Below are 23,362 nucleotides of genomic sequence, written 5' to 3' on the forward strand. Positions count from 1 at the left end.
ATTACTCAAAACTCACAACTCATCACTTAGAAATATCCTTGTTGCTTACGTTTTTCCATAGCTGCTTCCGAGCGTTTGTCGTCGATTCTGGCACCACGTTCTGAGATTTCTGCGGAAAGAATTTCGCCGATAATATCGTCTAATTCTGTTGCTTCAGAAGCTACGGCAGCGGTACAAGTCATATCTCCAACTGTACGGAAACGTACTGTGGCTTCAAATGGAATTTCGTCGGCATCTTTATTCAAGTATTCAGAATCTGCCCACAACATACCATCACGTTGGATTACTTGGCGTTTGTGTGAATAATAAATCGAAGGAATTGCCATTTCTTCTTCTTTGATATAATTCCAAACGTCTAATTCTGTCCAGTTTGAAATTGGGAATACTCTTACGTTTTCGCCAATTGCAATACGACCATTCAACATATCAAATAATTCTGGACGTTGGCGTTTTGCATCCCACTGACCAAAATCATCACGCACTGAGAAAATACGTTCTTTTGCACGAGCTTTCTCTTCATCACGTCTTGCTCCACCGATACAAGCATCGAATTTGAATTCTTCGATAGCATCTAATAAAGTAACGGTTTGTAAAGCATTACGAGAAGCATATTTTCCAGATTCTTCTTTTACTTTTCCTTGGTTGATAGAATCTTGTACATAGCGTACAATTAGTTCTGCACCTGTTTCTTTGGCTAACCAATCACGAAATTCAATGGTTTCAGGGAAGTTGTGTCCTGTATCAACGTGGAGTAATGGGAAAGGGATTTTTCCGGGGTAAAAAGCTTTTTGGGCTAAACGCACCAAAGTAATTGAATCTTTCCCACCAGAAAACAACAATGCGGGTTTCTCGAACTGAGCAACCACCTCACGCATAATATAGATTGCTTCGTCTTCTAACTCACGAGGGAAAAAACCGAATTTCGGAACAGAAACTTCAGAACTCGGATTTTTTAAATTATCAACCATATTTCTAAATATTTATTAACTCTTTGATTATTAGCTGTGAGCTTTGAGCTTTAAGCTATGAGATTTTTACTTTTACTGTAAAGAATATCTTTATTCTGTGAGATATGAATTAAAACTACAATGACAGATGACTCAAAATTATTTGTGTACGAAAGTTTTAAAGCAATTTCTGATTTGGGATTTCTGATTTCGGAAATTGGATAAAATACTTCCTAAAATGCGTTTTGTTGAGCAGAAATCCGACATCTGAAATCCGAAAGAAATAGTTTTTATAATCCTTCGTACAGCCTTAACTCATAATTCATAATTCAAAACTCATCACTAACTATGTAGTCCACATTCTTTTTGTGAAGCTTCCCACCACCAACGACCAGCACGTGGATGTTCGCCTTCTTGAATAGCTCTGGTACATGGGGCACAACCGATAGAAATAAAACCTTTTCTGTGTAAAGGACTGTCGGGTACTCTGTTTTCTTTGATATAAGCCAATACTTCTTCGTAAGTCCAGTGAATCAATGGATTGAATTTAATCACATTGTTGTTGGCATCCCATTCTACAATTTCCATGTCCGAACGGTTTTCAGATTGTTCAGCACGCAAACCAGTAATCCAGATTTCAGCACCAGCCAAAGCTCTTTTCAAAGGTTCAATCTTACGAATTCCACAACATTCTTTACGGTTTTCCACAGAAAAGTAAAAACTGTTAAAACCTTTTTCTTTCACTAAAGCTTCTACTTTAGCTGTATTCGGGAAGTAGGTTTCAAATTCTTTTCCGTACTTGTTTTTGGTAGTATCCATCAACTCGTAAGTTTCTTGAAACAAACGACCAGTATCAAGTGTAAAGACTTTAATATTAAGATTATTCTTAAAAATGGCATCCGTGATAACTTGGTCTTCCTGACCAAAAGATGAAGAAAAAACTACATTCCCGTAGTTTTCAGCCATATAACTAAGCCCTTCTTTAAGTGAAAGACCTTCTAAGGCTTGTTTTAATTGACTTAAATCTGACATAAGCAATCCTGAATTTTATCCTTTGCGGATTCTGGTAAAATTTCATCTTTAACAATTACACACGATAAACAGTTTGTCTTTCGTACAAGTTTATCATTCACCAACACGTTTTAACTGGTAGCTAAGTAATTAGGACTACAAAGTTAGGCAAAGTCTATTAAAAAAATCATATTAAGTCTATTAATTGAGTAGATTGTAATTAAAATATTTTTTTTACTAAAAAGGATTTGTTCTTATAATTCTATTATCTTTAAATCAATCCGTTTTTGTTTATAAGCATACCTAAATCATAAAATAGTATGAATCAGGGACTTGTATCCTATTTTGAGAAGACTGAAAGCCACAGTCGTGTGTCGGGAATGAAATTGAAGGATTTAAAGAGCCTTGTTCGACAAGGTGAGAGTATTCAACTTGAGTTTAAGCTGAAAGCAAATCACCCAGAGAAAATCGTTCGTGAAATTGTAGCTTTTGCCAATACCAAAGGCGGTATTTTGTTAATCGGTGTGGGCGACGATAAAAGTATTCCCGGATTGAAATTTGCCGATGAAGAAGAATATATGTTGGTAAGGGCTATTGAAAGAAACTGTTTTCCGCCCATTCTTTATGAAATTGAAAGAATTAACATTACTGACGAAAGAGAAGTATTGATTTTTTCGATTCCGATGAGCTTGGAAAAACCACATTATGTAAAGCTTGATAACGACGATAATCCAAAAGCTTACGTAAGAGTTGCCGACCGTTCGGTACAGGCAAGTAAAGAAATGAAACAAATTTTGAGGCGAGAGAACGAAGAAGGAATCCAATTTAGGTTTGGAGAAAAAGAAAAAGTATTACTGACATATCTTGCTGAAAACAAGAAAATTACACTTCCAGAATTTGCAAAAGTTGCCAATATTCCACTGTGGTTAGCTTCACGTACACTTGTTTTGTTGGTATTGGCGAATGTACTGAAAATTCAGCCCAACGAACTGACTGATTATTATATTCAAGCATAGTTATTCCTTTTTCTCATAATAAGGAATTTCAGCAGGTACTTCGATTACAGGCGGTTTCCAACCGATTTTCTTGCCAAATTTAAAAGTAAGTCCAGCACTTAATCCGATTATACTCGAAAATCCATCTTTTCCATAGATGATACCCGTTTGTTTCAACTTCACAAACAGTCCCATTCTATCGGCATTATCTTGAAAATGTATCCCCACAGTTGGCGAAAATCCCCAATTTATACTATTTCCAGAAGGCATTTTTGGGGTATAGCGAAGATAGTCTGGGTCAACTTTACTGCCATATTGGGTAAAGTACACACCCGTTTCTAAACCCACAAAAGGTTTAATAAACTTTTTATTCCACAAATAATACTCCCCGCCAAAAGAAACAGGAATAACTCTTTTGAAGTAATAGCCATATATTATCGTGCTATAATCGAATCTTGATTTCACCGCCAAGGATACACGCATATCGTTTATGCCAGTACTTGCCACAATTTTGAAGCGTTCAGAAACATATTGGCGAAGGCTAATATCAAAGCCCGAACCTGTATAATCGGGTTCATCGCTCGAAAAATGTTCAGTAACATAACTAAACCCAGTACCCACTTGAATCTGTGCATTAATGCAGAAAGGAAAAAAAATCAACAGCAGTAGTAGTTTTTTCATATCGTTTTGGGTTATACATAACGAATATACATCTTTTTATTAAATTTAGTTGTTTGTTTGTCAGTTCTTTAGCTTAAATATTTTTGCTTTAGAAAGACTGATGTATTAAAGAACTATAAATGAAAATTAATATGCAGTTCTTTTGAGATTGGTTGACATTTTTTGCAAATTTGTAAAAAATGTCAACCAATAAGCTATAAAGATGAAAGAAATCGTGTCGCAAAAAATAAAGAATGCCAGAGTGATAAACGCTCTATCTCAACAAGATTTGGCGGATATGATTGGAGTTTCAAAACAAATGATTAGTAAATACGAAAATGGGGATTCTATTCCAGCAAGTTCGTCACTAATTAAGTTGGCTAAGTCACTGAATGTGAAAGTCGATTATTTTTTCAGTACTAATAAAATTGAATTAGGAACAATTAATTTTAGAAAAAAGAGTAAGTTTTCAGTTAAAAAACAAAATGCTCTCAAAGAATTAATAAAGTTAAAATTAGAAAGTTATATTGAAACAGAAGAAATTCTTCAAATTGATTACTCGTTTGTAAATCCTTTAAAATCTCAACAAGTCAATAGTCTTGAAGAAGTTGAAACTGTAGTATTTGCATTGAGAAATGTGTGGCAAATAGGCTTAGACCCAATTCACAACATTATTCAATTGTTAGAAGATAATGAAATTAAAGTGCTTGAAATAGATGAAGAGGAAAACTTATTTGATGGTTTAGCGACTATTGTAAATGACAAATTTCCTGTTATTGTCATTAATAAAAACTTTAATGTAGAAAGAAAGCGGTTTACTCTTCTTCATGAATTAGGTCATTTGTTGCTTGATTTACCAGAATGTGATGTAAAAACCATTGAAGCTTATTGTAATAGATTTGCAGCAGAGTTTTTATTTCCAATGAAATCAGTAATCAAAGAATTTGGAATAAAAAGAGATAATATCTCATTAACAGAGTTGATAGAAGTACAGAAAAAGTATGGAATCAGTATTTCAGCTATTGTTTATCGGTTAGTTGACGCAGGAGTTTTTTCAGAAGGTAGGCAGGCAGAGTTTTACAAAAAAATAAATTTTAGCCCCGACCTCAAAAGAGAAGTCTATAAAGAAAGGTTTGAAACTCCTGAAAACTCTAATCGCTTTGAACAATTAGTATATAGAGCATTATCGCAGGAATTAATAAGTTCAAGCAAAGCATCATCATTATTGAATGTAAATATCAACGTAATCAAAGAGCGGTCATTAATCTAATAATTCTACAAAAATGAAGTTAATCATTAGTGATACCAATATTTTAATAGATTTGATACGCTTAGAACTTATTGATGTATTTTTTCAATTAGAAAATTTAGCTTTAAAGACTACCGACTTTGTTTTTGAAGAGCTATTTGAAGAACAGAAATTAGTCTTTTCTATATTTATAAATGATGGAAAATTTGAAATTTTAGAATCTTTTGAGGATGATTTATTACAAATAATGGATATTCAAGCTCGAACATCTGGTTTAAGTTTTGAAGACTGCTCGGTTTGGTATTTTGCAGAAAAATTGAATGGTATTCTTCTCACTGGAGACGGAAAACTTAGGCGACAATCAAGTTTAAATGGAGTAGAAGTAAAAGGTATCTTATTTGTTTTCGATATATTACTTCTTCAAAACAAAATTACTTTTGAGGATGCAATTGATAAACTAAATCAGTTATACCAGTTGAATACAAGACTACCGACTGTACCTAAAAATCAGCGGATTGAATTTTGGTCTAAAAGACAACACATTGATTAGTTTTAAATCAAAGGAAAATAACAACACTCAGCCCATGCCAAAAACATGGGCTTTTTTGGTAACTTTACTCTTGTATTCCGTGTTAAATTTATATCACGATTTTCAACAATTATGCCCGACAACAAACATTCTGATATTACAGGTTACGAACAAATTGAGATTCTCGGTGCAAGAGAACATAACCTTAAAAATATTGATTTAACCATTCCTCGCAATAAACTTGTAGTCTTCACTGGAATTTCTGGCTCTGGAAAGTCTTCTTTGGCTTTTGATACCATTTATGCCGAAGGGCAGCGTCGTTATATGGAAAGCTTTTCGGCTTATGCTCGTAGCTTTTTGGGTAATATGGAACGCCCCGATGTGGATAAAATCAATGGACTTTCGCCCGTAATTTCTATTGAACAAAAAACTACTTCTAAAAACCCTCGCTCTACGGTTGGTACGGTTACGGAAATTTACGATTTCATGCGTTTATTGTTTGCTCGTGCGGCGGAGGCTTTTAGCTACGTAACGGGCGAAAGAATGATTAAGCAGTCTATCGACCAAATCATTGAAGTAATCTTGCAAGATTATCAAAATCAGAAATTGATTTTGCTCGCTCCAGTCGTAAAGGGTAGAAAAGGTCATTACCGTGAACTCTTCGTACAAATTGCCAAATTGGGTTATACCAAAGTAAGAGTGGATGGCGTAGTGATGGACATTCAGCCAAAAATGCAACTCGACCGTTTCAAAATTCACGATATTGAAATTGTTGTTGATAGAATTATCGTAAAAACAGAAGAACGTTTTCGTTTGTCGCAATCCGTTCAAACTGCCTTGAATCAAGGAAAAGGTTTGATGATGACTCGTGATGAAAAAGGAGAAGTACGAAATTTTTCAAAGTACTTGATGGACCCAATTTCGGGTATTTCTTACGACGAACCTTCGCCGAATAATTTCTCGTTTAACTCGCCTTATGGCTGGTGTTCTACTTGTCAGGGCTTGGGGAAAGTAGAAGAAATTACCGAAGAATCTATTTTGCCAGATAAAACACTCAGTATCAGCAAAGGAGCAATTGCACCTTTGGGCGAGTACCGTGATATGTGGATTTTCAAGCAATTAGAAGTATTACTGAAACCATACAAAGTAAATCTGACGACTCCCTTAGAAAAGTTTCCAGAAGAAGCCATCAAAATTATGTTGTATGGCACAGATGAACCCGTGCCAGTTCCTTCAAAAAAATACGAAGGAACAGACTGGAATACCAAGTACGAAGGCATTATTGTTTTCTTGAAGCGTCAGCAAGAAACAGGTTCAGAAAAAATTCAAGAGTGGCTGAAAGACTTTATGGTCGTGAATACTTGTCCAGATTGTAAAGGGCTACGTTTGAAAAAAGAATCGCTTCATTTTAAGATTGATAAAAAAAATATTGCCCAATTAGCAGAATTGGACATCGCTGAATTGGCGGAGTGGTTTGTAGGTTTAGAAGACCGCATGAACGAACGCCAAAATGTAATTGCCAAAGAGATTTTGAAAGAAATCAGAAAAAGAATTGGTTTCTTAACAGGCATTGGATTGGAGTACTTAACGCTCAATCGTTCACTAAGAACATTATCGGGTGGCGAAGCACAGCGTATTCGTTTGGCAACGCAAATCGGTACGCAATTGACCAACGTTTTGTACATCATGGATGAGCCAAGTATTGGTTTGCATCAGCGAGACAATGTAAAATTGATTCAAGCCTTGAAAGATTTACGAGATTTGGGCAATTCAATTTTAGTAGTTGAACACGACAAAGACATGATGTTGGCTTCTGATTATGTAGTTGATATTGGACCAGGAGCGGGTCGTCATGGTGGTTCGATTGTTGGACAAGGAACGCCTGAAGAATTTTTAAAGAATAATTCAACAACGGCTAAATTCTTGAGCGGAGAAATTGGGATAGGAGTACCCAAACAACGCAGAAAAGGCAATGGTAATTTCTTGATAATCAAAGGAGCAACAGGCAATAATTTAAAAAATGTCACGCTAAAATTACCGCTTGGAAAAATGATTTCGGTAACGGGTGTAAGTGGTTCTGGGAAATCTTCGTTGATTCACGATACCATGTACCCGATTTTGAATCGCCATTTTTTCAATGCAAAACGTGAGCCGATGCCTCATAAATCGGTAGAAGGTTTAGAGCATTTGGATAAAGTAATAGAAGTGGACCAGTCGCCAATTGGTAGAACGCCACGTTCAAATCCTGCTACTTATACAGGAATGTTTACGGACATTCGTACACTTTTTGCTGAATTGCCTGAGTCAAAAATCAGAGGCTACAAAGCTGGGCGTTTTAGTTTTAACGTAAAAGGCGGTCGCTGCGAAGATTGTGAAGGAGCAGGCATGAAGAAAATAGAAATGGAATTTTTGCCAGATGTACACGTAGCTTGCGAAACCTGTAAAGGAAAACGTTTCAATCGTGAGACTTTAGAAGTACGTTTCAAAGGAAAATCTATCGCAGATGTATTGGACATGACCGTAGAACAAGCCGTAGAATACTTTGAAAATCAGCCAAAAATTGCTCGAAAAGTACAAATGTTAAAAGAAGTAGGTCTGGGCTACATTACAATTGGTCAACAAGCGACAACACTTTCGGGTGGCGAAGCACAAAGAGTAAAATTAGCCGAAGAACTTTCAAAAAGAGATACGGGCAAAACCATGTATATTTTGGATGAACCTACCACAGGTTTACACTTTCAAGATATTAAAGCATTACTGGAAGTACTCGACCGTTTGGCGGATAAAGGCAACACTGTATTGATTATTGAGCATAATTTAGATGTAATAAAAGTATCAGACCACATCATTGACGTTGGTCCAGAAGGTGGTCAAAAAGGTGGACAAATCATCGCCGAAGGCACACCCGAACAAGTAGCCAAAGTAAAAGGCAGCCACACAGCGAGGTTTTTGAAAGATGAATTGGTTTGAGGGAGAAGTGTTCGCTGTTCTTGTTCGGCTGTGTCTTCGCAGCCGAACAAGAACTTGTTATTTCAGACATCTATTTTTAAAATAAATAACAGTTTTAATTTTCAATAAGATTTGTTATGTTTATGTACATAATCATCTGAGAATCAAATGAGAAATTCACGAGTTTTAGATAAAAGGGCAAATGGAAAAGGTCGCCATTATTCTCATGGAGACAATCTCTCCAAAACTTCTATTGAAGTTACTGAAAGAGTAATTTCAAGAAATGATTTGCCAGACCTCAACTTTATTGCTAAACCAAGTATTTTCAAAGGGCGGAAAAGAAAGCCTTTTACTGTTTCTAAAAGTTCAATATCTAATTTTAAAAATAACTCGGGTGTCAATCAAAAAAGTATTGCAACGATTGTTCCTTCAAAAATTGTAGAAATCAATCAGCAAAAATTTGTTATGGAATGTTTGATTGATAAAAGCAATGAAATTTATGAGCTTAGAGAATTTCCTATTATCCTTTTCGAAAAGTATAAAGGATTAAAAGAAGGTTCAATATTTAATTTGAACATCTACCAATTACCAAATAATATCCATATAGAAATCAGTGATTTAAACGATTCGTCTTTGGAAGCTTTGTTTGATACATCTAAGCTCTTCGACGATTTAGAAGATTTTGAAAATATACACTTTCAGTAAAATAATACCCTATTAGATGTTATCTGTAACTTTTAAAAATGTTGGACAAGGAGATTCAATTATCATAGAGTGGGAAGATAATCAGAAAACAAAAGTCGGAATTATTGATTGCAATTTATTCAATCATCAAAACCCAATTCTTGACCATATCAAAGCTTCAAATTATCAAGAAATTGATTTTATCATACTTTCACATCCTCACTATGACCATTTTTCGGGCTTTAATCAATTATTGGATTATTGTCTTGCCCATCGTATCATTATTCATAAATTTTTGCATACCTCTCAGCAAACTCCTGACTATTTAAAAGCAGCTAACAAAACCTTTATTGCACAAAGAGAATTAGCCACTTTATTCAAAAACGTTCGGCAATTATGGAAAGTGGATAAGATTATTCTACAACAAGGCTATATTGACGACATGACAAGGGATTTAGCCTTGAACACTGATATTTATCTCAAAATTCTTGCTCCCACTACATTAGAATTCGATTCATATATTTCGAATATCAATGTAACAAGTAATGAAGAAAATATTCATAGTAATGCCAATGCTAATTGGCTGTCAACTTTTCTGAAAATATACACCTCTGAATGGCAAATTTTATTGACTTCTGATGTTGAAAAGAAAGTATTAAATCGTTGGAAAAATAATCCTACGGAGTTTGCAAGTCAACAATTATTTTTAGCTCAAAGCCCTCATCATGGAGCTAAAGGAAATCACAGTAAAGCTTTTTGGAAACAATTCATACCAAGTAATGGTAGTAAAATCGTCATTTCAGTAGGTGAAAATTCGTATCAACATCCTTCCAAGGAAACATTGAAGTATTTTACTTCCAAAGGTTTTCAGGTACTGACTACACAAGAAGGAGAAATACTATCCAGTAGTACAATTCATACAAGTCAACTTTTAGATATTTTTAGTAAAAAAAGAGCTGCCATTCAAGCTAAGGACGTTTGCTTTAAGATTAGTCAAAGTGGTGAAATCAACTTATTGTCCCAAACCCCCCAAAAAAACAATCATGAAAATAGACATCAAAGACTTTGAGTACAACGGTGAAAAGAAGTTTAAAATCAAAAACTCGCCTACAAAAATTAAGGATTATTATGAATCTGCGGAGGAGTATGAGCTGATGATGGCGGAGATTAAAGATAAAATTGATAAACGCCAAAGTATGATGTATGCCGATAGTCGTTATGCAATGTTAATGATTATTCAAGCTTCGGATGCGGCAGGGAAGGATGGAACGGTTCGTGCGGTACTTTCGGGAATTAATCCTGCGGGTATTTCTGTACATAGTTTTAAAAGACCAACTCAGGAAGAATTGGACCATGATTTTATGTGGCGAAATGTCTTGAAAATGCCAGAAAGAGGAAAAATGGTTTTTCATAATCGCTCGTATTATGAAGAATTATTGGTGGTAAAGGTTCATCCTGAATTGTTGAAAAATTCACAAAAAATACCCAAAGAATTTACGAAAGATTTAGATAAAGTATGGGAACAACGCTATGAAGATATTCGGAATTATGAAAAATACTTGAACAGAAATGGTACAGTAGTGTTGAAATTTTACTTAAATGTGTCTAAAAAAGTACAGGCTGAACGCTTGATTGAACGTATCAAAGACCCAACTAAAAACTGGAAATTTGAAGAAGGCGACGTGAAAGAGCGTGAGTTTTGGAACGAATATCAAGCGGCTTATGAAGAAATGGTAAACCAAACTGCCGCCAAACACGCTCCTTGGTATGTTGTGCCAGCAGATGATAAAAAGAATATGCGACTCATCGTTAGCAGTATTATTTTACATCATATCAAGGAATTAGATATTCAGTTTCCAGAGGCGGATTTAGCTCGACAGGCTACTTTGCTTCAACTCATCAAGGTAATCGAGCAACAAAATGAATAGGCGAATGTGAAACTATTTTGGTAAATTGCAGGCTTAAATACAAAAAGATTACCATGCGACTGAATTTCAAGGACTTAATTATATTTGAGAACGAAGATTATATTATTATCAACAAACCTCCATACATTGCTTCATTAGACGAGCGTCAGGCTGATAATTCGCAGAGTATTTTGCGATTGGCAAAAGAGTACTCAGACGACGCTCAGTTGGCTCACCGTTTGGATAAAGAAACTTCTGGTGCTTTGGCAATTGCCAAAAATCCTGCGGCGTACCGTCATTTAGCCATGCAATTTGAACACCGTCAAGTAGAAAAACGCTATCATGCTGTCGTAAATGGTGCTCATGATTTTGAAATGATTTCTGTTTATTTGCCTATCGCTCAGAAAAGAGACGGAACGCAAGTAATGATTGACCGTCAGAAAGGAAAAGAGGCTGAAACAATATTCAATTCTATCAAAGTATATCGTAACCATACCTTAGTAGAATGTATGCCTATCACGGGTAGAATGCACCAAATCAGGATTCACTTGGTATGCTTGAAAGCTCCTATTGTTTGCGATCCGACTTATGGTGGCGAATACATTTACTTGTCTGATTTAAAAAGAAAATTCAATCTGAAAAAAGATACCGACGAATTGCCTTTGATGAAAAGAGTTGCTCTTCACTCTCGCTCACTTACTTTCAAGCTTTTAGATGGAGAAGTAATAAAAGTAGAAGCTCCCTATCCTAAAGATTTTGAGGTTTTGGTAAAGCAGTTGGATAAGTTTTCGTAATTTTGCCCACATCTCAGAAAACATGGCTTCGTAGTTCAATGGATAGAATGTAGGTTTCCGGTACCTAAGATGAAGGTTCGATTCCTTCCGAGGCTACAAATTTTACAATAAAACCTCTAACAATTGAGTTGTTAGAGGTTTTATTGTTTTGGTTCATAACTGAAAATATACCGAAATCTATTTATACGTTTTATCTCTGATTAATCTAATATTATTAAATTCAGGAAAAACACGAATATCATTTTCGGGTATAATGCCTCTACGAATCCAATTTGTTACTAAAGATTCTTCTGCAATATTATACTTTTTGCAATAATTTTTAATCGTAAGCCAGTCACTTAGCTCTATTACTCTTCCCTCAGAATGTATAAAATTCTTGGCACTTTCTATAAGTACTTTAGTCTGATTCAGAAGCTCATCAGTTTTATTGTTTTGTGTTGCTACCATCATTTTAATTAAGAATTATCATTCTTTTTTAGCTGTTAAGTTCTTCAATGATTTCGTTAATTTTCAGAATTGCATCTAAATATTCATTGATTTCGTCATCTGAAAGTTTATCAAATTCTTCTTCTAAACGCATCTTGAGGTTTGCTTTTGATTCCTCAAGTACTTGTATCATCTGCTCTTTCATGTGGTGTTCACTTTTCTAATACAAATAAACGATTGTTCGGTTAGTAAACAAAGTATTTTTAGAATCTATTTTTTCTTATTCTCCAAAATAATTGCCGAAGGCGGAAGTGTTTTGCCCATGTTTAAATCTTGTAAATCTGCCATTCCTCTTCTTAAAAATGAACCTAAAATTATATCCGCATCTCCGTCGGCATCCATGTCCGCCACATCCATTACCATCCATTTTCCTTGTTTGGCTTCTTCGATGGTCGATACGTTAAAGGTGTTATTTCCTTGATTATCAAGCAATAAAAATCCTTCATTTGGTTTCTGATTAGAGTCTATAAAGTACGAAATGGCGGCAATGTCCAAATCTCCATCTAAATCAAAATCCGCCGCCATTGCTTTTGACGCACCAAACATCGGATAAAAATAACTTTGCTTGAAATTCCCTTTTTTATCATTCAAAAAGATTCTGATGCCGTGATAACTCTTGAGAGAAATAGACAAATCGGCATTGTCGCCATTGGTATAGAGTATATCCATAAAGCCATCTTTATTGAAATCCACCAATTCCATATAGCTCGAACCATAAACTGATGGAAAACTAAGTACTTGTTTTTCATCAAAATTGCCATTTCCTTGATTATAAAAGACAAATACGCCTTCTCTGGCTTGTGTCATCAATACCACAATGTCGGGGCGATTATCACCATTCATGTCTTTGATAAAAGTATTTCTTGCTCCGGGCAATTGTTTTAACACGTGTTCAATATTTGCGTCGCCTTCGTACCAAACCAATTTGCCCAGTTCATGTCCGAAATTACAGAGAACGATGTCTTCTTTTCCATCTTGATTCAAATCTCCGAACGAAGCCTGAACTGGTCTTTGTAAAGATGATAAAATCGGATTGAATTGTTTTTGCGGATTGATAGATAAAAGTTGTCCTTTACTTTGGTCGTTGGGATCCATGAGTCCCATCGCCAATACTCTTAGTTGATTGGCTTTAATGTCAATATCAGACAAAGGACTTGGTACAGCCAAAGAGTCTTTTTGTGTTAGATTTAAATCATACTGTTTCAAAAAGTTTTGTTGCCCACGCCAAGCCACGTAGATATTTTTTTGAGCTGGATTGAATTTCACCAAAGTAACCGACGGAATTTTATTGGCGATACCTTGTAGTTTTTTTACAGAAAAATTCGTTAAACCTAAGTTTACTTTTCCCTTTTTAGCTTGAGGAAGTGGTTTTTCTGGAGCGTTTTCAAGATAGTATTGAACAATTTTCGTCCAATCTTCTTGTACAATCACGGGTTTTTCTGGATAAACGCCTGCTACGCTTAGGATTTGTAGCTCTTCAGGTTCCATGCCTGCATATACTTGAAAAGGGTCTGCACCAACGCCTAATCGATAAGCCATTTTTGGCAAAACGCCTCTTTCCCATGTTTTTTTGTCTAAAAGTTCGGGCTTGGGAAATTCATGGCAACTTCCACAGTAAGTTTGAGCCAACTCTGCTCCACTTTTATTAGAAGGTACAGGCGGAACGTACTTTTCAGCTTGTTCAGAGTTTGAGCCAGCACAATTCCATATCAGCAAGGCAATAGCAACAATAAAAAAGAGTCGATTAAACATAAGTTTTGAAAGAAAGTAATAAAAAGAAGGACAAATTTAAGAATTAAAGCAACAACTACCTACGTAAATAGGCTATATGCAAAAAGAGGGTAAATTAAACTTTTCATTTAATTTACCCTCTTTGAAGAGTACTTTGTAAAAGTATTTACGCAAGTTCGGCAATTACTGTTTCGCCGCCTACGGGTCTATCTTCTAAGTTCACTAAAATCTTTGCATCTAAAGGCAAATAAATATCAATTCTTGACCCAAATTTGATAAAACCAAATTCAGAACCTTGTTCTACGCTTTGTCCTTCTTTCACATACCAACAAATTCTACGAGCTAATGCTCCAGCAATTTGGCGGAATAATACTTCTGTTCCATTAGCGTGTTTTACTACAACGGTGGTTCTTTCATTATCAGTACTTGATTTCGGATGCCAAGCTACTAAGTATTTGCCGGGATGATACTTGAAGTACGATACAATACCAGAGATTGGATTAAAATTAATATGCACATTGATTGGTGACATAAAAATTGAAACCTGACGACGTGGCTCTTTGAAGTATTCAGTTTCAACAACTTCCTCAATAACAACTACTTTCCCATCAGCAGGAGCAATGATGTGCTTTGGATTTTTAGGAGTGGTACGCACAGGTACACGAAAAAATTGTAAAATGATAAATGCGAAGACTACGCTAAAAGCGATAACAATCTTACGTAAGATTTCATTTTCTTCAAAAAAATAAGCAACAGCACTATTTAAAATGATTAAAAAAATGGTTGAAACTAAAATCGTACCTTTACTTTCTCTGTGAATAGTCATGTGTTTTAGGGGGGATAATTAAACAAAGTTATTAAAAAAAATTGATTTAGATAAATCAACATTGGGGTTTATCGAATAGATTTGAAGATATTTCCCGACGATAATTTCTGCGAAATTGAGTTTGAGAAGTGTATATTGTAATAAAATAAGTTTTTAATGCTTATTTTTTAATATATTTTATTGTTTCACCACTTTCAACGCAACCTTTTTGGGCGAATGCCGTATTGTCGTTGAAAAGTATTACCGATGCCCATTATTAAAGATTCAAAAAATAGCCTTGAAAGCGTGCTTGAAGGATGTCGCTCAGGAGACGCCAAAAGTCAAGAATTGCTCTATAAGCAATTCTACGGCTATGCTATGAGTGTGTGTTTGCGTTATACTCGTACTCGTGACGAAGCAATTGAAATCGTTAATGATGGCTTTATTAAGATTTTTAAAAATGCTGATAAAATTGACTTAACCAAATCTTTTAAGAATTGGTTGAGGCGAATAATGGTCAATACAGCACTGGATTATTATCGACAAAATCATAAACATTATGACCAAGATGATATTGAATTTGCCGAGAATATAAGTGATAGGAGTGATGATGCTTCAGCAAATCTTGCTTATGAAGAATTGTTAGAAATGATTCAGCGTTTGTCGCCAACTTATCGTACTGTTTTCAATTTGTTTGTCATTGATGGTTACTCGCATGAAGAAATTGCCAAGATGTTGGGTGTTTCGGTAAGTGCATCAAAATCGAATTTGGCAAGAGCCAGAGTGAATTTAAGAGAGATGCTCAGTAATAAGCGTTAAAATAATTTTCATTGTTTTTTACAACAGCTTCCGAGCCGCCATCTTGGAGCTGTTGTTACACCAATGTTTTTAATAAAGGGATAAAAATTAAAATCATCTTTACCCGCTTTAGGTTTAAGCTGTATGCAATAAATACTTTTTTACTTAATGCTTACAGCCTATCGCACAAAGATTAAAATTTTTGATAACTCAAATTAATTATTAATAAACCTAACAAGGTTTAGTTTTTGAATCTTAAAAAAAATGTCAGATAAGTGGTGGGATATATCCGATGATGAACTGGATGACCTTTTCAGAGATGCCTCTGATAAGGTAGAGATTCCGTTTGAGCAATCATCATTCGATAAACTCAATCAAAAAATGAATAACCAGCCTCAAGTAAAACGTTCTGTTTTTCTTAAGCGTGCTAAATGGTTATTACTGCTTTTGTTTGTGTTTAGCGGGGCTGGATTAGTGTATCGTGCAGTGAAAACCAACGGAGTTAGCTTTGAAAGCCAGAAGAAAAATTCTTCTACTATTTCTATATCACAACAAGCTGAAAAAAGTAAGCCTGTTATCAACAATGAAGGTAAAGTAAGCCCTCGTTCAGTACAATCCGCCCAAGAAAAACAAACAGTAGGCGATGCTAAAACAGTTGAAAAAACTGATTTAGCATCGTTGAATAATAAATTACTTACTGAAAATGAAGCGATTAACTATAAGATTGCGAAAAGTAAAGGTGTAATTGCTGCGAAAACTCAGTCTAAAAACCTTGTAATACCAAAGACATTTGCCAAACTTGATAAAGGAGATGGAAGTGTCATTCAATCGAACACTAACACGCCACAAAATATCATTACAAACAATGATTTGCTTAGTCAAAAACCAGAATCAAGCCAAATTAATCGTTTGAACAAAAAAGACCTTAAACCATTAGCTGTACAGTTAAAACCTCAATTGCCAAATTTCCCAATTGCTTCAGAAGAAGTATTGGCAAAACCAGTTGTAGCCAATGCCAAAAAATCTAAATGGTCTAATTTGGGCATACGTTTAGCTTTTGCTCCTGATGCTAATGCCGTTGAAAACTTTAGTTCATTTGCTATCGGTAAATCTGCGGGTATTTTGTTAGAATACAAAATAAGTAAGAGATTTGTTGTCCAAGCTGGAGCTATTTATGCTTCAAAAAATTATGATACAAGTATAGACAACTATCACGCTTGGGCTAAAAACTGGACAACTCGTCCAATTAAACCTAATAATGTTGAAGGAACTTGTAAAATGATAGACCTTCCTTTGAATGTTAGATTCAATGTTTTCCAAAAACCTAATCAAACTTGGTTTGTAAGTAGCGGTGTATCTTCGTACTTAATGCTCAAAGAAACCTACGAATATTATTACGATACTCCAACAATACCGACAGGCTTACCAACCTATTTAACTTGGAAACGAGATAACGACTACTATTTTAGTACTTTGAATCTTTCTTTTGGTTTTGAAAAACGTATTGGCAAAGGGTTGAGTATTCAAGTAGAACCTTATCTGAAAACGCCATTGACGGAAGTTGGAAGAGGAAAAGTGAATTTATACAGTAGTGGCATTATGTTTTCTATCAAACATGATTTCTAAGCCTTTAAACAATGGCTAAAACCATTGATTCTAAAGTAAGTCCCGGGCCAAAAGCACAGCTCAAAATATTTTGTCCTTTCTGATTTTTGGAGTCCTTTAAAATTTCTTCTAAAACAAAAAGTACCGTACACGACGACATATTTCCGTAATTTTTCAAGACGGAATAAGCATACTTATTTTCTTCTTCTGAAATTTCCAAAGCTTTTTCTATCGCCTCCAAAATCGCTTTTCCGCCTGGGTGCATGGCGTACAAAGAAATCTCATGGGCATTCAATCCTGCATTTTGAAGTAATTTATCAATCAAGGCTTTTATGCCAGCTTTTACCAGTTTCGGAATGTATGACGTAAGGGTCATTTCAAATCCTAAATCGCCTACTTGCCAAGCCATATCTTGTTTCCCTTCAAAGTACAAATCACAAAAAAATGATTTTAAAGCCAAAGCTTTTGTGTTTTCATTTGCTTGTGCTTCTACCAAAACGGCCGCTGCACCGTCGGCAAAAAGGGCATTTGATAAAAGAAAATCTTCGTCCATTTTTTTCTGAAAATGAAGCGTACAAAGTTCCACACATACCAAAAGTACTTTCGCTTGTGCATCGGCTTTACAAATGGTATCAGCCATTTTTAGCCCATTGAAAGCTCCATAGCACCCCATAAAATTAATGGCAGTTCGCTGAATGTGCGTATTGAGTTGCAAAGCTGCAATGATTTCAATATCAATCCCCGGAGCGTACATTCCTGTACAACTGACGGTAATAATATGCGTGATATTTTCGGTATTAGAAAGTTTTGCGATGGCTTTTAGGCACAAAGGCAATGCGTATTTTTTATACGCCGTCATTCTTTGTGAAACACTTGGGAATGGCTCTAAATCAGCAGTGTTTGGATAAAAAGTATAAGCTTCTGGCAGTTTTCCGTAGTCAGATAAAACAGAATATCGTTGTGCAATTTTGGTAGAACGATACAGGGCTTTTAATCGTCGTTGGTCATAATCGTCCATTTGTAAAGCATCAGCCATAAATTCAGCAATTTGCATTTGTGGAAAACAATTGTCTGGAACAGCCGTAGCAATGGAAGTGATAAAACTCATAAAAAGAAGTGGATAGCCCGTTTGGTTGTTGATGCGTAATGTAAAATAATATACGAAATAGAAACAATAAATGTTTTGAAATAGTCGGCTGGCTGTCAGATTTCTTGTATTAGATAAGAGATAGATTTTTCTACCAACTTTGTATGTCCTGTTTCTAAAATAACTAAACGTACATCTGAAAGTTTTTTTGAGAGTGGTAAAATTTGCTTTGGCGGTAAAATTGCGTCGTATTTTCCTACGAAAATAAATACTTCAATTTTTTCTTGAAGAATAAGTTCGGCAATATAACTCATCTTAAAGTTTAATTCACGAAAACCAAGCCACGAATAATATACTTGTTGTTGTTTTTCGGTAGAATCTAACATTTTCAAAGCAAATCGAATGGCTTTTTGTGGCACAAGTCTCAGTTTTGCAAGTAAAGTAGCCACCAAAAGAAAGTATTGATGATGAAAAATTAAGGTTTTGAAAATCAAACGACTCAGTTTGAAACGAGTAGCCATTTGATAAAGTGGATGTTCGGAAATGCCATCAGGAGCAATCAAGATTAATTTATCAATTTGTGTGGAGAAAGCTTCTAAAGTAGCCAAAGCAAATCTTCCACCCATGCTAAAGCCTATAATCGAAAAATTACTTATCTGATTTTCTTCTAAAAAGTTGCTTAAAAAATCTTTCCAAGTATTTTTTGTAATGACTTCATTTGCTGGAAATTGACTTTTTCCGTGAAAAGGTAAATCAAAACAGTAAGTTGTATAAGTATCGGCAAATGTTTCAGCGAAAGTTTTGAAACACAAAAAATCCTGCCCAATACCATGAAAGGCGAGCAGGATTTTTTGTCCATTTCCTATTTTTTGAAAATGTAATTTCATGCAAAATGATTTTGCGAAGTGAATCAGAATGTTTTATGTCAAATTTTACACCGCAAGGACAAATACTTACTCAAAATTCAACACTCAAAACACATCATTTTTTAGTGTCCTCCTTTACCGCCTTTTACAACAGCGTTGTCGAAGTCAAGTCCTTGTTTTTTCAAAACGCCTTGAACACGAATTCCGAAGAATACCAAGTAGGCAAAACAGATAATCGGTACAAAATATGATTGTTTGATACCGATAGTATCAGCTGCAATTCCTTGTAAAACAGGCATTACTGCACCACCGCAAATCATCATAATCATATATGCCGAACCTTGGTTGGTATATTTTCCTAAGCCTGCCGTTCCTAAAGAGAAAATACATGGCCACAATACCGAGCAAAACAAACCACCACTGATAAAGGCAAAAAGCGTAACAGTACCACTTGCCAAAACGCCGATTAACATCGCTACTGCCCCTAAGCCAGAGAATACTAAAAGTGTTCTTACAGGTTTTTCATCGCAATAGAAGAATGCACCAATCATAATAATTACACAGATTGCATAAGAGTATAAATCACTCATATCGCTTCCGTGTAAAGCATTTACGCCTAATACAATGGCAAAAGCTACGAAAGGTACTAATACAGTTAATAATTTTTTAGTAGTTGGCGATACTTCAAAGTTACTGATTGAAGCCGTCCAACGACCAATCATCATACTTCCCCAGAACATCGAAACGTAATGTGAAATCTGTGAAGAGTCGAGACCTTGTGTTACTTTTAAATATTCACCCAAGTTACTTCCGATGGTTACTTCAACACCAACGTACATAAAAATCGCAATCATACCCAATACTAATTGTGGGTACTTCAATACGCCCGTACCGATTTCTACTTCTTCGTCGTTGGTAATTCTTGGTAGTTTTGATACTTTAAAGAAAATAGCCAATAATACGAACAAAGCTCCTAAGATTAAGTATGGCAATTTTACTGATTCGATAGTAGCGTTTTTAGCAGCATCTGCAGCGATAGAACCAAAAATAGCAAAGCTGATGATTACTGGGCCAATTGTTCCCCCTAAGTTATTTACTGCACCCCCCAAGTTGATTCGGTGTGAACCCGTTTCTGGTGGTCCAAGGGCAATCATGAATGGCTGTGTAGAAGTTTGCTGTAATGAGAAACCCAAACCTACAATAAACAAAGCTGAAAGCAACAATGGAAAAGATTTCATTTCGGCAGCAGGGTAAAACAACAATGTTCCTAAAGCCGAGATAATCAAACCGTAAACAATTCCATTTTTATAGCCAATTCTATTCAAAATATCGCTTTTGATGACGCTCGAAACGATAAAGTACAAAATTGAACCTACTGTATAGGCAATATAAAAAGCAAAATCTACTAATTGTGCCTGCCATTGTTCAAGTCCGAACTTTTCTTTGAAAAGCGGAATTAAAATACCGTTTGAGGCAGCAACGAAACTCCAAAAGAACCAAACTGTCATTAGTGTATAAAGATGGGACTTCTGATTGGATTGTGTGGTCATTGAAACGAGTGTTTTAGGGTTATTTTTAACAAAAAATGAAAGGAGAAATTTCCATTAAAGCTAATACTTTTATATTGTTCCTCCAAAAAATTGCAAAAAAACAAGGGTAATATTACATATATTGCCGATTGTGTCAATTTGACATTAACTACTGCGTATAAATATCCGCTGAATCATAAACCACTACTTTCGACCATAAATGATGGTTTTCTGCCCCAAATTTTTTGTGAAGAGGATGCACCAAATATTTTTCTTCGTCTTCTTTACTGTCAAAAATTAAAAGTACCGAAAAGGAATAAGAAGCATCTGTAACGGGCTTATCGAACTCGTTGATGGAAGGCAAACCGATATGGGCTGATTTTATTACTTCAATTTTGCCTAAAGCTTTCAAGGCAGCCAAAAGCTGTGCGTGGTCTTCTTTGCTATCAGGATTTTTCAACCAAAAATACACATGGTGAATAAAAGAAAGCTTTGCCGCTGGGGCAGAAGCATGAGATTCTGAAAGAGTGAGGCTTGACATGACAGTTCCTGTGGCTAAAGCGGTGGCTGATTTTTCTAAAAATTGTCTTCGAGATGAATTTTCCATAATATTTCTGAGGATAAATGATTTTTATTAATGAATACAGTTTAAGTGACGTTTTTAGTTTTTGTAAATATTTGATTATTAGCTGTATAAAGTTCTAATTGCCAATCACTTTTTACTAATCACCACTTAATTGTTGAGCAAATGACAAATATATCCTTTCCCAATAGAAGTCTATCATGGAATACACTTGAACCTTTCTTCTTCAAAAAAAGGTTTTACCGAATGAATGTAAACATTATTTTGTACTTTATGTTGATAAGATATATAAACCCTAAAAAATACTCTTTTAAAACAATGAATATTACAATTATTGCCACATCACCCCGAAAAAACAGCAATTCCTTACGCTTTTCAAACTATCTTAAAAAAGTATTCCTTGCCTCAAGTACTTCTTCTGAGGTTTCGGTAGTAGATTTTCATCATTTTGATATTCCGGCAGTTGGTAGAGGAACGGTTAATAAGGAAGCTTTAACAGATTTTCAAGCGGAGTTGATTGGTGCTTGGGAAAAAGCCGATTTGGTAGTGTTTGTTACTCCTGAATATAACTGGACTGTGAACGGAGATTTGTTAAATGCTTTACATCAATTAGGTGGAAAAGACTTTATGCACTTGTTCAACAATAAAGTATTTGCTTTGGCTGGTGTTTCGAGCGGACGTGGCGGGAAAATACCTTGTTTGGAACTTACGACGGTAATTAATAAAATCATCAATTTTACTAATCAGTACTCAGTCGTTTCTGCAAGAATTTACGAATCGCACGAGACTCATAAAAACTTAGATGACAATGCGGATTCGGTAGGAAACACAATTTATGAAACTACCGTAAAAGCCTTTGTAGATTATTCATTAGCAGTAGCAGAAAGATGGGTGACGAAATAATTATGAAGTATGAGATATGAATTATGAGAAAAAGAAATTTGCAACTAATAAGTTTCCTTCCAAGTTGATTTTTTTTCAAATTCATAATTCATATCTCATATCTATCAGCTATATCTATCATTTCTCCACGGATAAGCAGTATTTGAGTAACCTCTTTCTTCCCAGAAACCCAATTTATTTTGTGGCATAAATTCTATTCTTTTTATCCATTTAGAGCCTTTCCAAGCGTAAAGTTGAGGCGTAATCATTCGTAGTGGCCCACCATGTTCTACGGATAAAGGTTGTCCGTCCACAGTATGTCCGAGTAAAACATCAGGTTTCAAGGCTTCTTCCATCGACACATTGGTTGTATAAGTATCATAACCGTAGCACATGATGTGTGTAGCTGTTTCCTTAGGTTGTACCAAAGCCGCTAAATCCAACAAGCGAACGCCTTTCCAAACCATGTTCAATTTCGACCAAGTAGTTACACAATGGAAATCTGAAACGTCTTCAGTTTGTGGAAGTGCCATCAAATCGTCCCAAGTAAGAATAACAGGGTTTTCAACTTCTCCATCAACAATTAAACGCCACTTATCTAATGGGATTTTTGGTTGATAACCCAAATCTAACACAGGCCATTTAGTCGTGAGCGTCTGTCCAACGGGAGTTGTGGGCATTCCATGACGATTGATTGGTCCAGTACCTTGTGGTTTTGTATCAGCCATTGAAGGAGTTGCTTTCATTTTTTCTTCAAAGCGAGCCTTCAATTTCATACGAGCCTCAATGATGCGGTCGAGTTTGGAGTCTTGATTTTGTTCGTTTTCCATTTTTCTATTTTTCTGCTAAAAAGCAATAAGACTTGAGCAATTTGAACAAGCTGTTTGATAACACGATGAATCTGTAACAAAAATATACATTAAGTCGCTCATTCACAATTAAGTATTATTGCTTATTCATGAGTACATTTCTCTCTCCATAAACAACTATTAAAGTTACTTGATGTTTTGAAATAGCCAATGATACGCTAATAATTACCTTTTCTGCAAAGCCTGATAGATTTTCACTCTATAAAAACGCCAATGTTGTGAATTAATCCCTTTGTAAACAGGTTTTAACGCCAACAATCATTATGCTTTTCGTTCCTCCCATCAAGTCAATTCTCCATTGAACATATAAACTTTTTTTTGGAAACAAGTCAATTTATTTTTGAGTTTACGACTTGTTTATTATACCTTTCGAGGCGTGTCGTAAGTACAAAACCA

At 35.3% G+C, this 23,362-nt stretch carries 23 protein-coding genes and 1 tRNA gene; 12 read left to right on the forward strand and 12 right to left on the reverse strand.

Annotated features, from left to right (window positions below):
* Positions 1–26: 26 nt before the first annotated feature.
* The gene (gene cysD, locus VB248_RS14725) at positions 27–968 is read right to left on the reverse strand and encodes a sulfate adenylyltransferase subunit CysD (RefSeq protein WP_323297558.1); all 942 of its coding nucleotides are present in this window, start codon (positions 966–968) and stop codon (positions 27–29) included.
* Between the two features lie 321 nt (positions 969–1,289).
* Positions 1,290–1,979, reverse strand: coding sequence for a phosphoadenylyl-sulfate reductase (locus VB248_RS14730; protein WP_323297559.1), 690 nt, complete (start codon positions 1,977–1,979; stop codon positions 1,290–1,292).
* Positions 1,980–2,278: 299 nt separating this feature from the next.
* On the opposite strand from VB248_RS14730, the gene VB248_RS14735 reads away from it, so the two are divergent.
* Positions 2,279–2,974 carry an AlbA family DNA-binding domain-containing protein gene (locus VB248_RS14735; RefSeq protein WP_323297560.1) on the forward strand — a complete coding sequence of 232 codons (696 nt, stop codon included), beginning with the start codon at positions 2,279–2,281 and terminating at the stop codon, positions 2,972–2,974.
* Here VB248_RS14735 and VB248_RS14740 read toward each other — a convergent pair whose 3' ends face one another.
* Positions 2,975–3,634: a hypothetical protein gene (locus VB248_RS14740; RefSeq protein WP_323297561.1), complete on the reverse strand. Its 660-nt coding sequence runs from the start codon at positions 3,632–3,634 to the stop codon at positions 2,975–2,977. It lies immediately after the preceding gene.
* 202 nt (positions 3,635–3,836) lie between these two features.
* On the opposite strand from VB248_RS14740, the gene VB248_RS14745 reads away from it, so the two are divergent.
* The 8 genes from VB248_RS14745 (at position 3,837) to VB248_RS14780 (ending at position 11,821) form a co-directional block, all read left to right on the forward strand.
* Positions 3,837–4,883 (forward strand): helix-turn-helix domain-containing protein, encoded by a 1,047-nt coding sequence (locus VB248_RS14745; RefSeq protein WP_323297562.1) that lies wholly within the window; start codon positions 3,837–3,839, stop codon positions 4,881–4,883.
* 13 nt (positions 4,884–4,896) lie between these two features.
* Positions 4,897–5,412 carry a PIN domain-containing protein gene (locus VB248_RS14750; RefSeq protein ID WP_323297563.1) on the forward strand — a complete coding sequence of 172 codons (516 nt, stop codon included), beginning with the start codon at positions 4,897–4,899 and terminating at the stop codon, positions 5,410–5,412.
* A gap of 111 nt (positions 5,413–5,523) precedes the next feature.
* Positions 5,524–8,361: an excinuclease ABC subunit UvrA gene (gene uvrA, locus VB248_RS14755; RefSeq protein ID WP_323297564.1), complete on the forward strand. Its 2,838-nt coding sequence runs from the start codon at positions 5,524–5,526 to the stop codon at positions 8,359–8,361.
* 147 nt (positions 8,362–8,508) lie between these two features.
* Entirely contained in the window at positions 8,509–9,045 is a 537-nt protein-coding gene (locus VB248_RS14760; protein WP_323297565.1) for a hypothetical protein, read from the forward strand.
* A 16-nt stretch (positions 9,046–9,061) separates the two neighbouring features.
* Positions 9,062–10,093, forward strand: a complete 1,032-nt coding sequence (locus tag VB248_RS14765) for a ComEC/Rec2 family competence protein (protein ID WP_323297566.1) — start codon at positions 9,062–9,064, stop codon at positions 10,091–10,093.
* Entirely contained in the window at positions 10,068–10,952 is an 885-nt protein-coding gene (locus VB248_RS14770; RefSeq protein ID WP_323297567.1) for a PPK2 family polyphosphate kinase, read from the forward strand. Before VB248_RS14765 ends, VB248_RS14770 begins: the two co-directional genes overlap by 26 nt.
* Positions 10,953–11,005: 53 nt before the next feature.
* On the forward strand, positions 11,006–11,725 hold the full coding sequence (locus VB248_RS14775) for an RluA family pseudouridine synthase (RefSeq protein WP_323297568.1): 720 nt from the start codon (positions 11,006–11,008) through the stop codon (positions 11,723–11,725).
* Positions 11,726–11,749: 24 nt separating this feature from the next.
* A tRNA-Arg gene (locus tag VB248_RS14780) sits at positions 11,750–11,821 on the forward strand.
* A gap of 81 nt (positions 11,822–11,902) precedes the next feature.
* On the opposite strand, the gene VB248_RS14785 is transcribed toward VB248_RS14780, so the two are convergent.
* From VB248_RS14785 to VB248_RS14800, 4 genes are all read right to left on the reverse strand, one after another.
* Positions 11,903–12,175, reverse strand: a complete 273-nt coding sequence (locus VB248_RS14785; RefSeq protein WP_323297569.1) for a hypothetical protein — start codon at positions 12,173–12,175, stop codon at positions 11,903–11,905.
* A 25-nt stretch (positions 12,176–12,200) separates the two neighbouring features.
* Positions 12,201–12,356, reverse strand: a complete 156-nt coding sequence (locus VB248_RS14790) for a hypothetical protein (protein ID WP_323297570.1) — start codon at positions 12,354–12,356, stop codon at positions 12,201–12,203.
* Positions 12,357–12,421: 65 nt separating this feature from the next.
* The gene (locus tag VB248_RS14795) at positions 12,422–13,963 is read right to left on the reverse strand and encodes an FG-GAP-like repeat-containing protein (protein WP_323297571.1); all 1,542 of its coding nucleotides are present in this window, start codon (positions 13,961–13,963) and stop codon (positions 12,422–12,424) included.
* A 145-nt stretch (positions 13,964–14,108) separates the two neighbouring features.
* Positions 14,109–14,768, reverse strand: coding sequence for a phosphatidylserine decarboxylase family protein (locus tag VB248_RS14800; RefSeq protein WP_323297572.1), 660 nt, complete (start codon positions 14,766–14,768; stop codon positions 14,109–14,111).
* 246 nt (positions 14,769–15,014) lie between these two features.
* Between VB248_RS14800 and VB248_RS14805 the strand changes: the two genes are divergently transcribed.
* Positions 15,015–15,566 carry an RNA polymerase sigma factor gene (locus tag VB248_RS14805; RefSeq protein ID WP_323297573.1) on the forward strand — a complete coding sequence of 184 codons (552 nt, stop codon included), beginning with the start codon at positions 15,015–15,017 and terminating at the stop codon, positions 15,564–15,566.
* A 243-nt stretch (positions 15,567–15,809) separates the two neighbouring features.
* Positions 15,810–17,171: a porin family protein gene (locus VB248_RS14810; protein ID WP_323297574.1), complete on the forward strand. Its 1,362-nt coding sequence runs from the start codon at positions 15,810–15,812 to the stop codon at positions 17,169–17,171.
* A gap of 4 nt (positions 17,172–17,175) precedes the next feature.
* Here VB248_RS14810 and VB248_RS14815 read toward each other — a convergent pair whose 3' ends face one another.
* From VB248_RS14815 to VB248_RS14830, 4 genes are all read right to left on the reverse strand, one after another.
* On the reverse strand, positions 17,176–18,258 hold the full coding sequence (locus tag VB248_RS14815; protein ID WP_323297575.1) for a type III polyketide synthase: 1,083 nt from the start codon (positions 18,256–18,258) through the stop codon (positions 17,176–17,178).
* Between the two features lie 95 nt (positions 18,259–18,353).
* Positions 18,354–19,124 (reverse strand): alpha/beta fold hydrolase, encoded by a 771-nt coding sequence (locus VB248_RS14820; protein ID WP_323297576.1) that lies wholly within the window; start codon positions 19,122–19,124, stop codon positions 18,354–18,356.
* Positions 19,125–19,225: 101 nt separating this feature from the next.
* Positions 19,226–20,653, reverse strand: coding sequence for a sugar MFS transporter (locus VB248_RS14825; RefSeq protein WP_323297577.1), 1,428 nt, complete (start codon positions 20,651–20,653; stop codon positions 19,226–19,228).
* Between the two features lie 148 nt (positions 20,654–20,801).
* Positions 20,802–21,239, reverse strand: coding sequence for a Dabb family protein (locus VB248_RS14830; RefSeq protein WP_323297578.1), 438 nt, complete (start codon positions 21,237–21,239; stop codon positions 20,802–20,804).
* A gap of 294 nt (positions 21,240–21,533) precedes the next feature.
* On the opposite strand from VB248_RS14830, the gene VB248_RS14835 reads away from it, so the two are divergent.
* Positions 21,534–22,118 carry an NAD(P)H-dependent oxidoreductase gene (locus tag VB248_RS14835; RefSeq protein ID WP_323297579.1) on the forward strand — a complete coding sequence of 195 codons (585 nt, stop codon included), beginning with the start codon at positions 21,534–21,536 and terminating at the stop codon, positions 22,116–22,118.
* A 104-nt stretch (positions 22,119–22,222) separates the two neighbouring features.
* Here VB248_RS14835 and VB248_RS14840 read toward each other — a convergent pair whose 3' ends face one another.
* Positions 22,223–22,927, reverse strand: a complete 705-nt coding sequence (locus VB248_RS14840) for a sulfite oxidase-like oxidoreductase (protein ID WP_323297580.1) — start codon at positions 22,925–22,927, stop codon at positions 22,223–22,225.
* Positions 22,928–23,362: the final 435 nt, after the last annotated feature.

The sequence above is a fragment of the Arcicella rigui genome, from assembly GCF_034929435.1.
GTDB classification, from domain to species: Bacteria; Bacteroidota; Bacteroidia; order Cytophagales; family Spirosomataceae; genus Arcicella; species Arcicella rigui.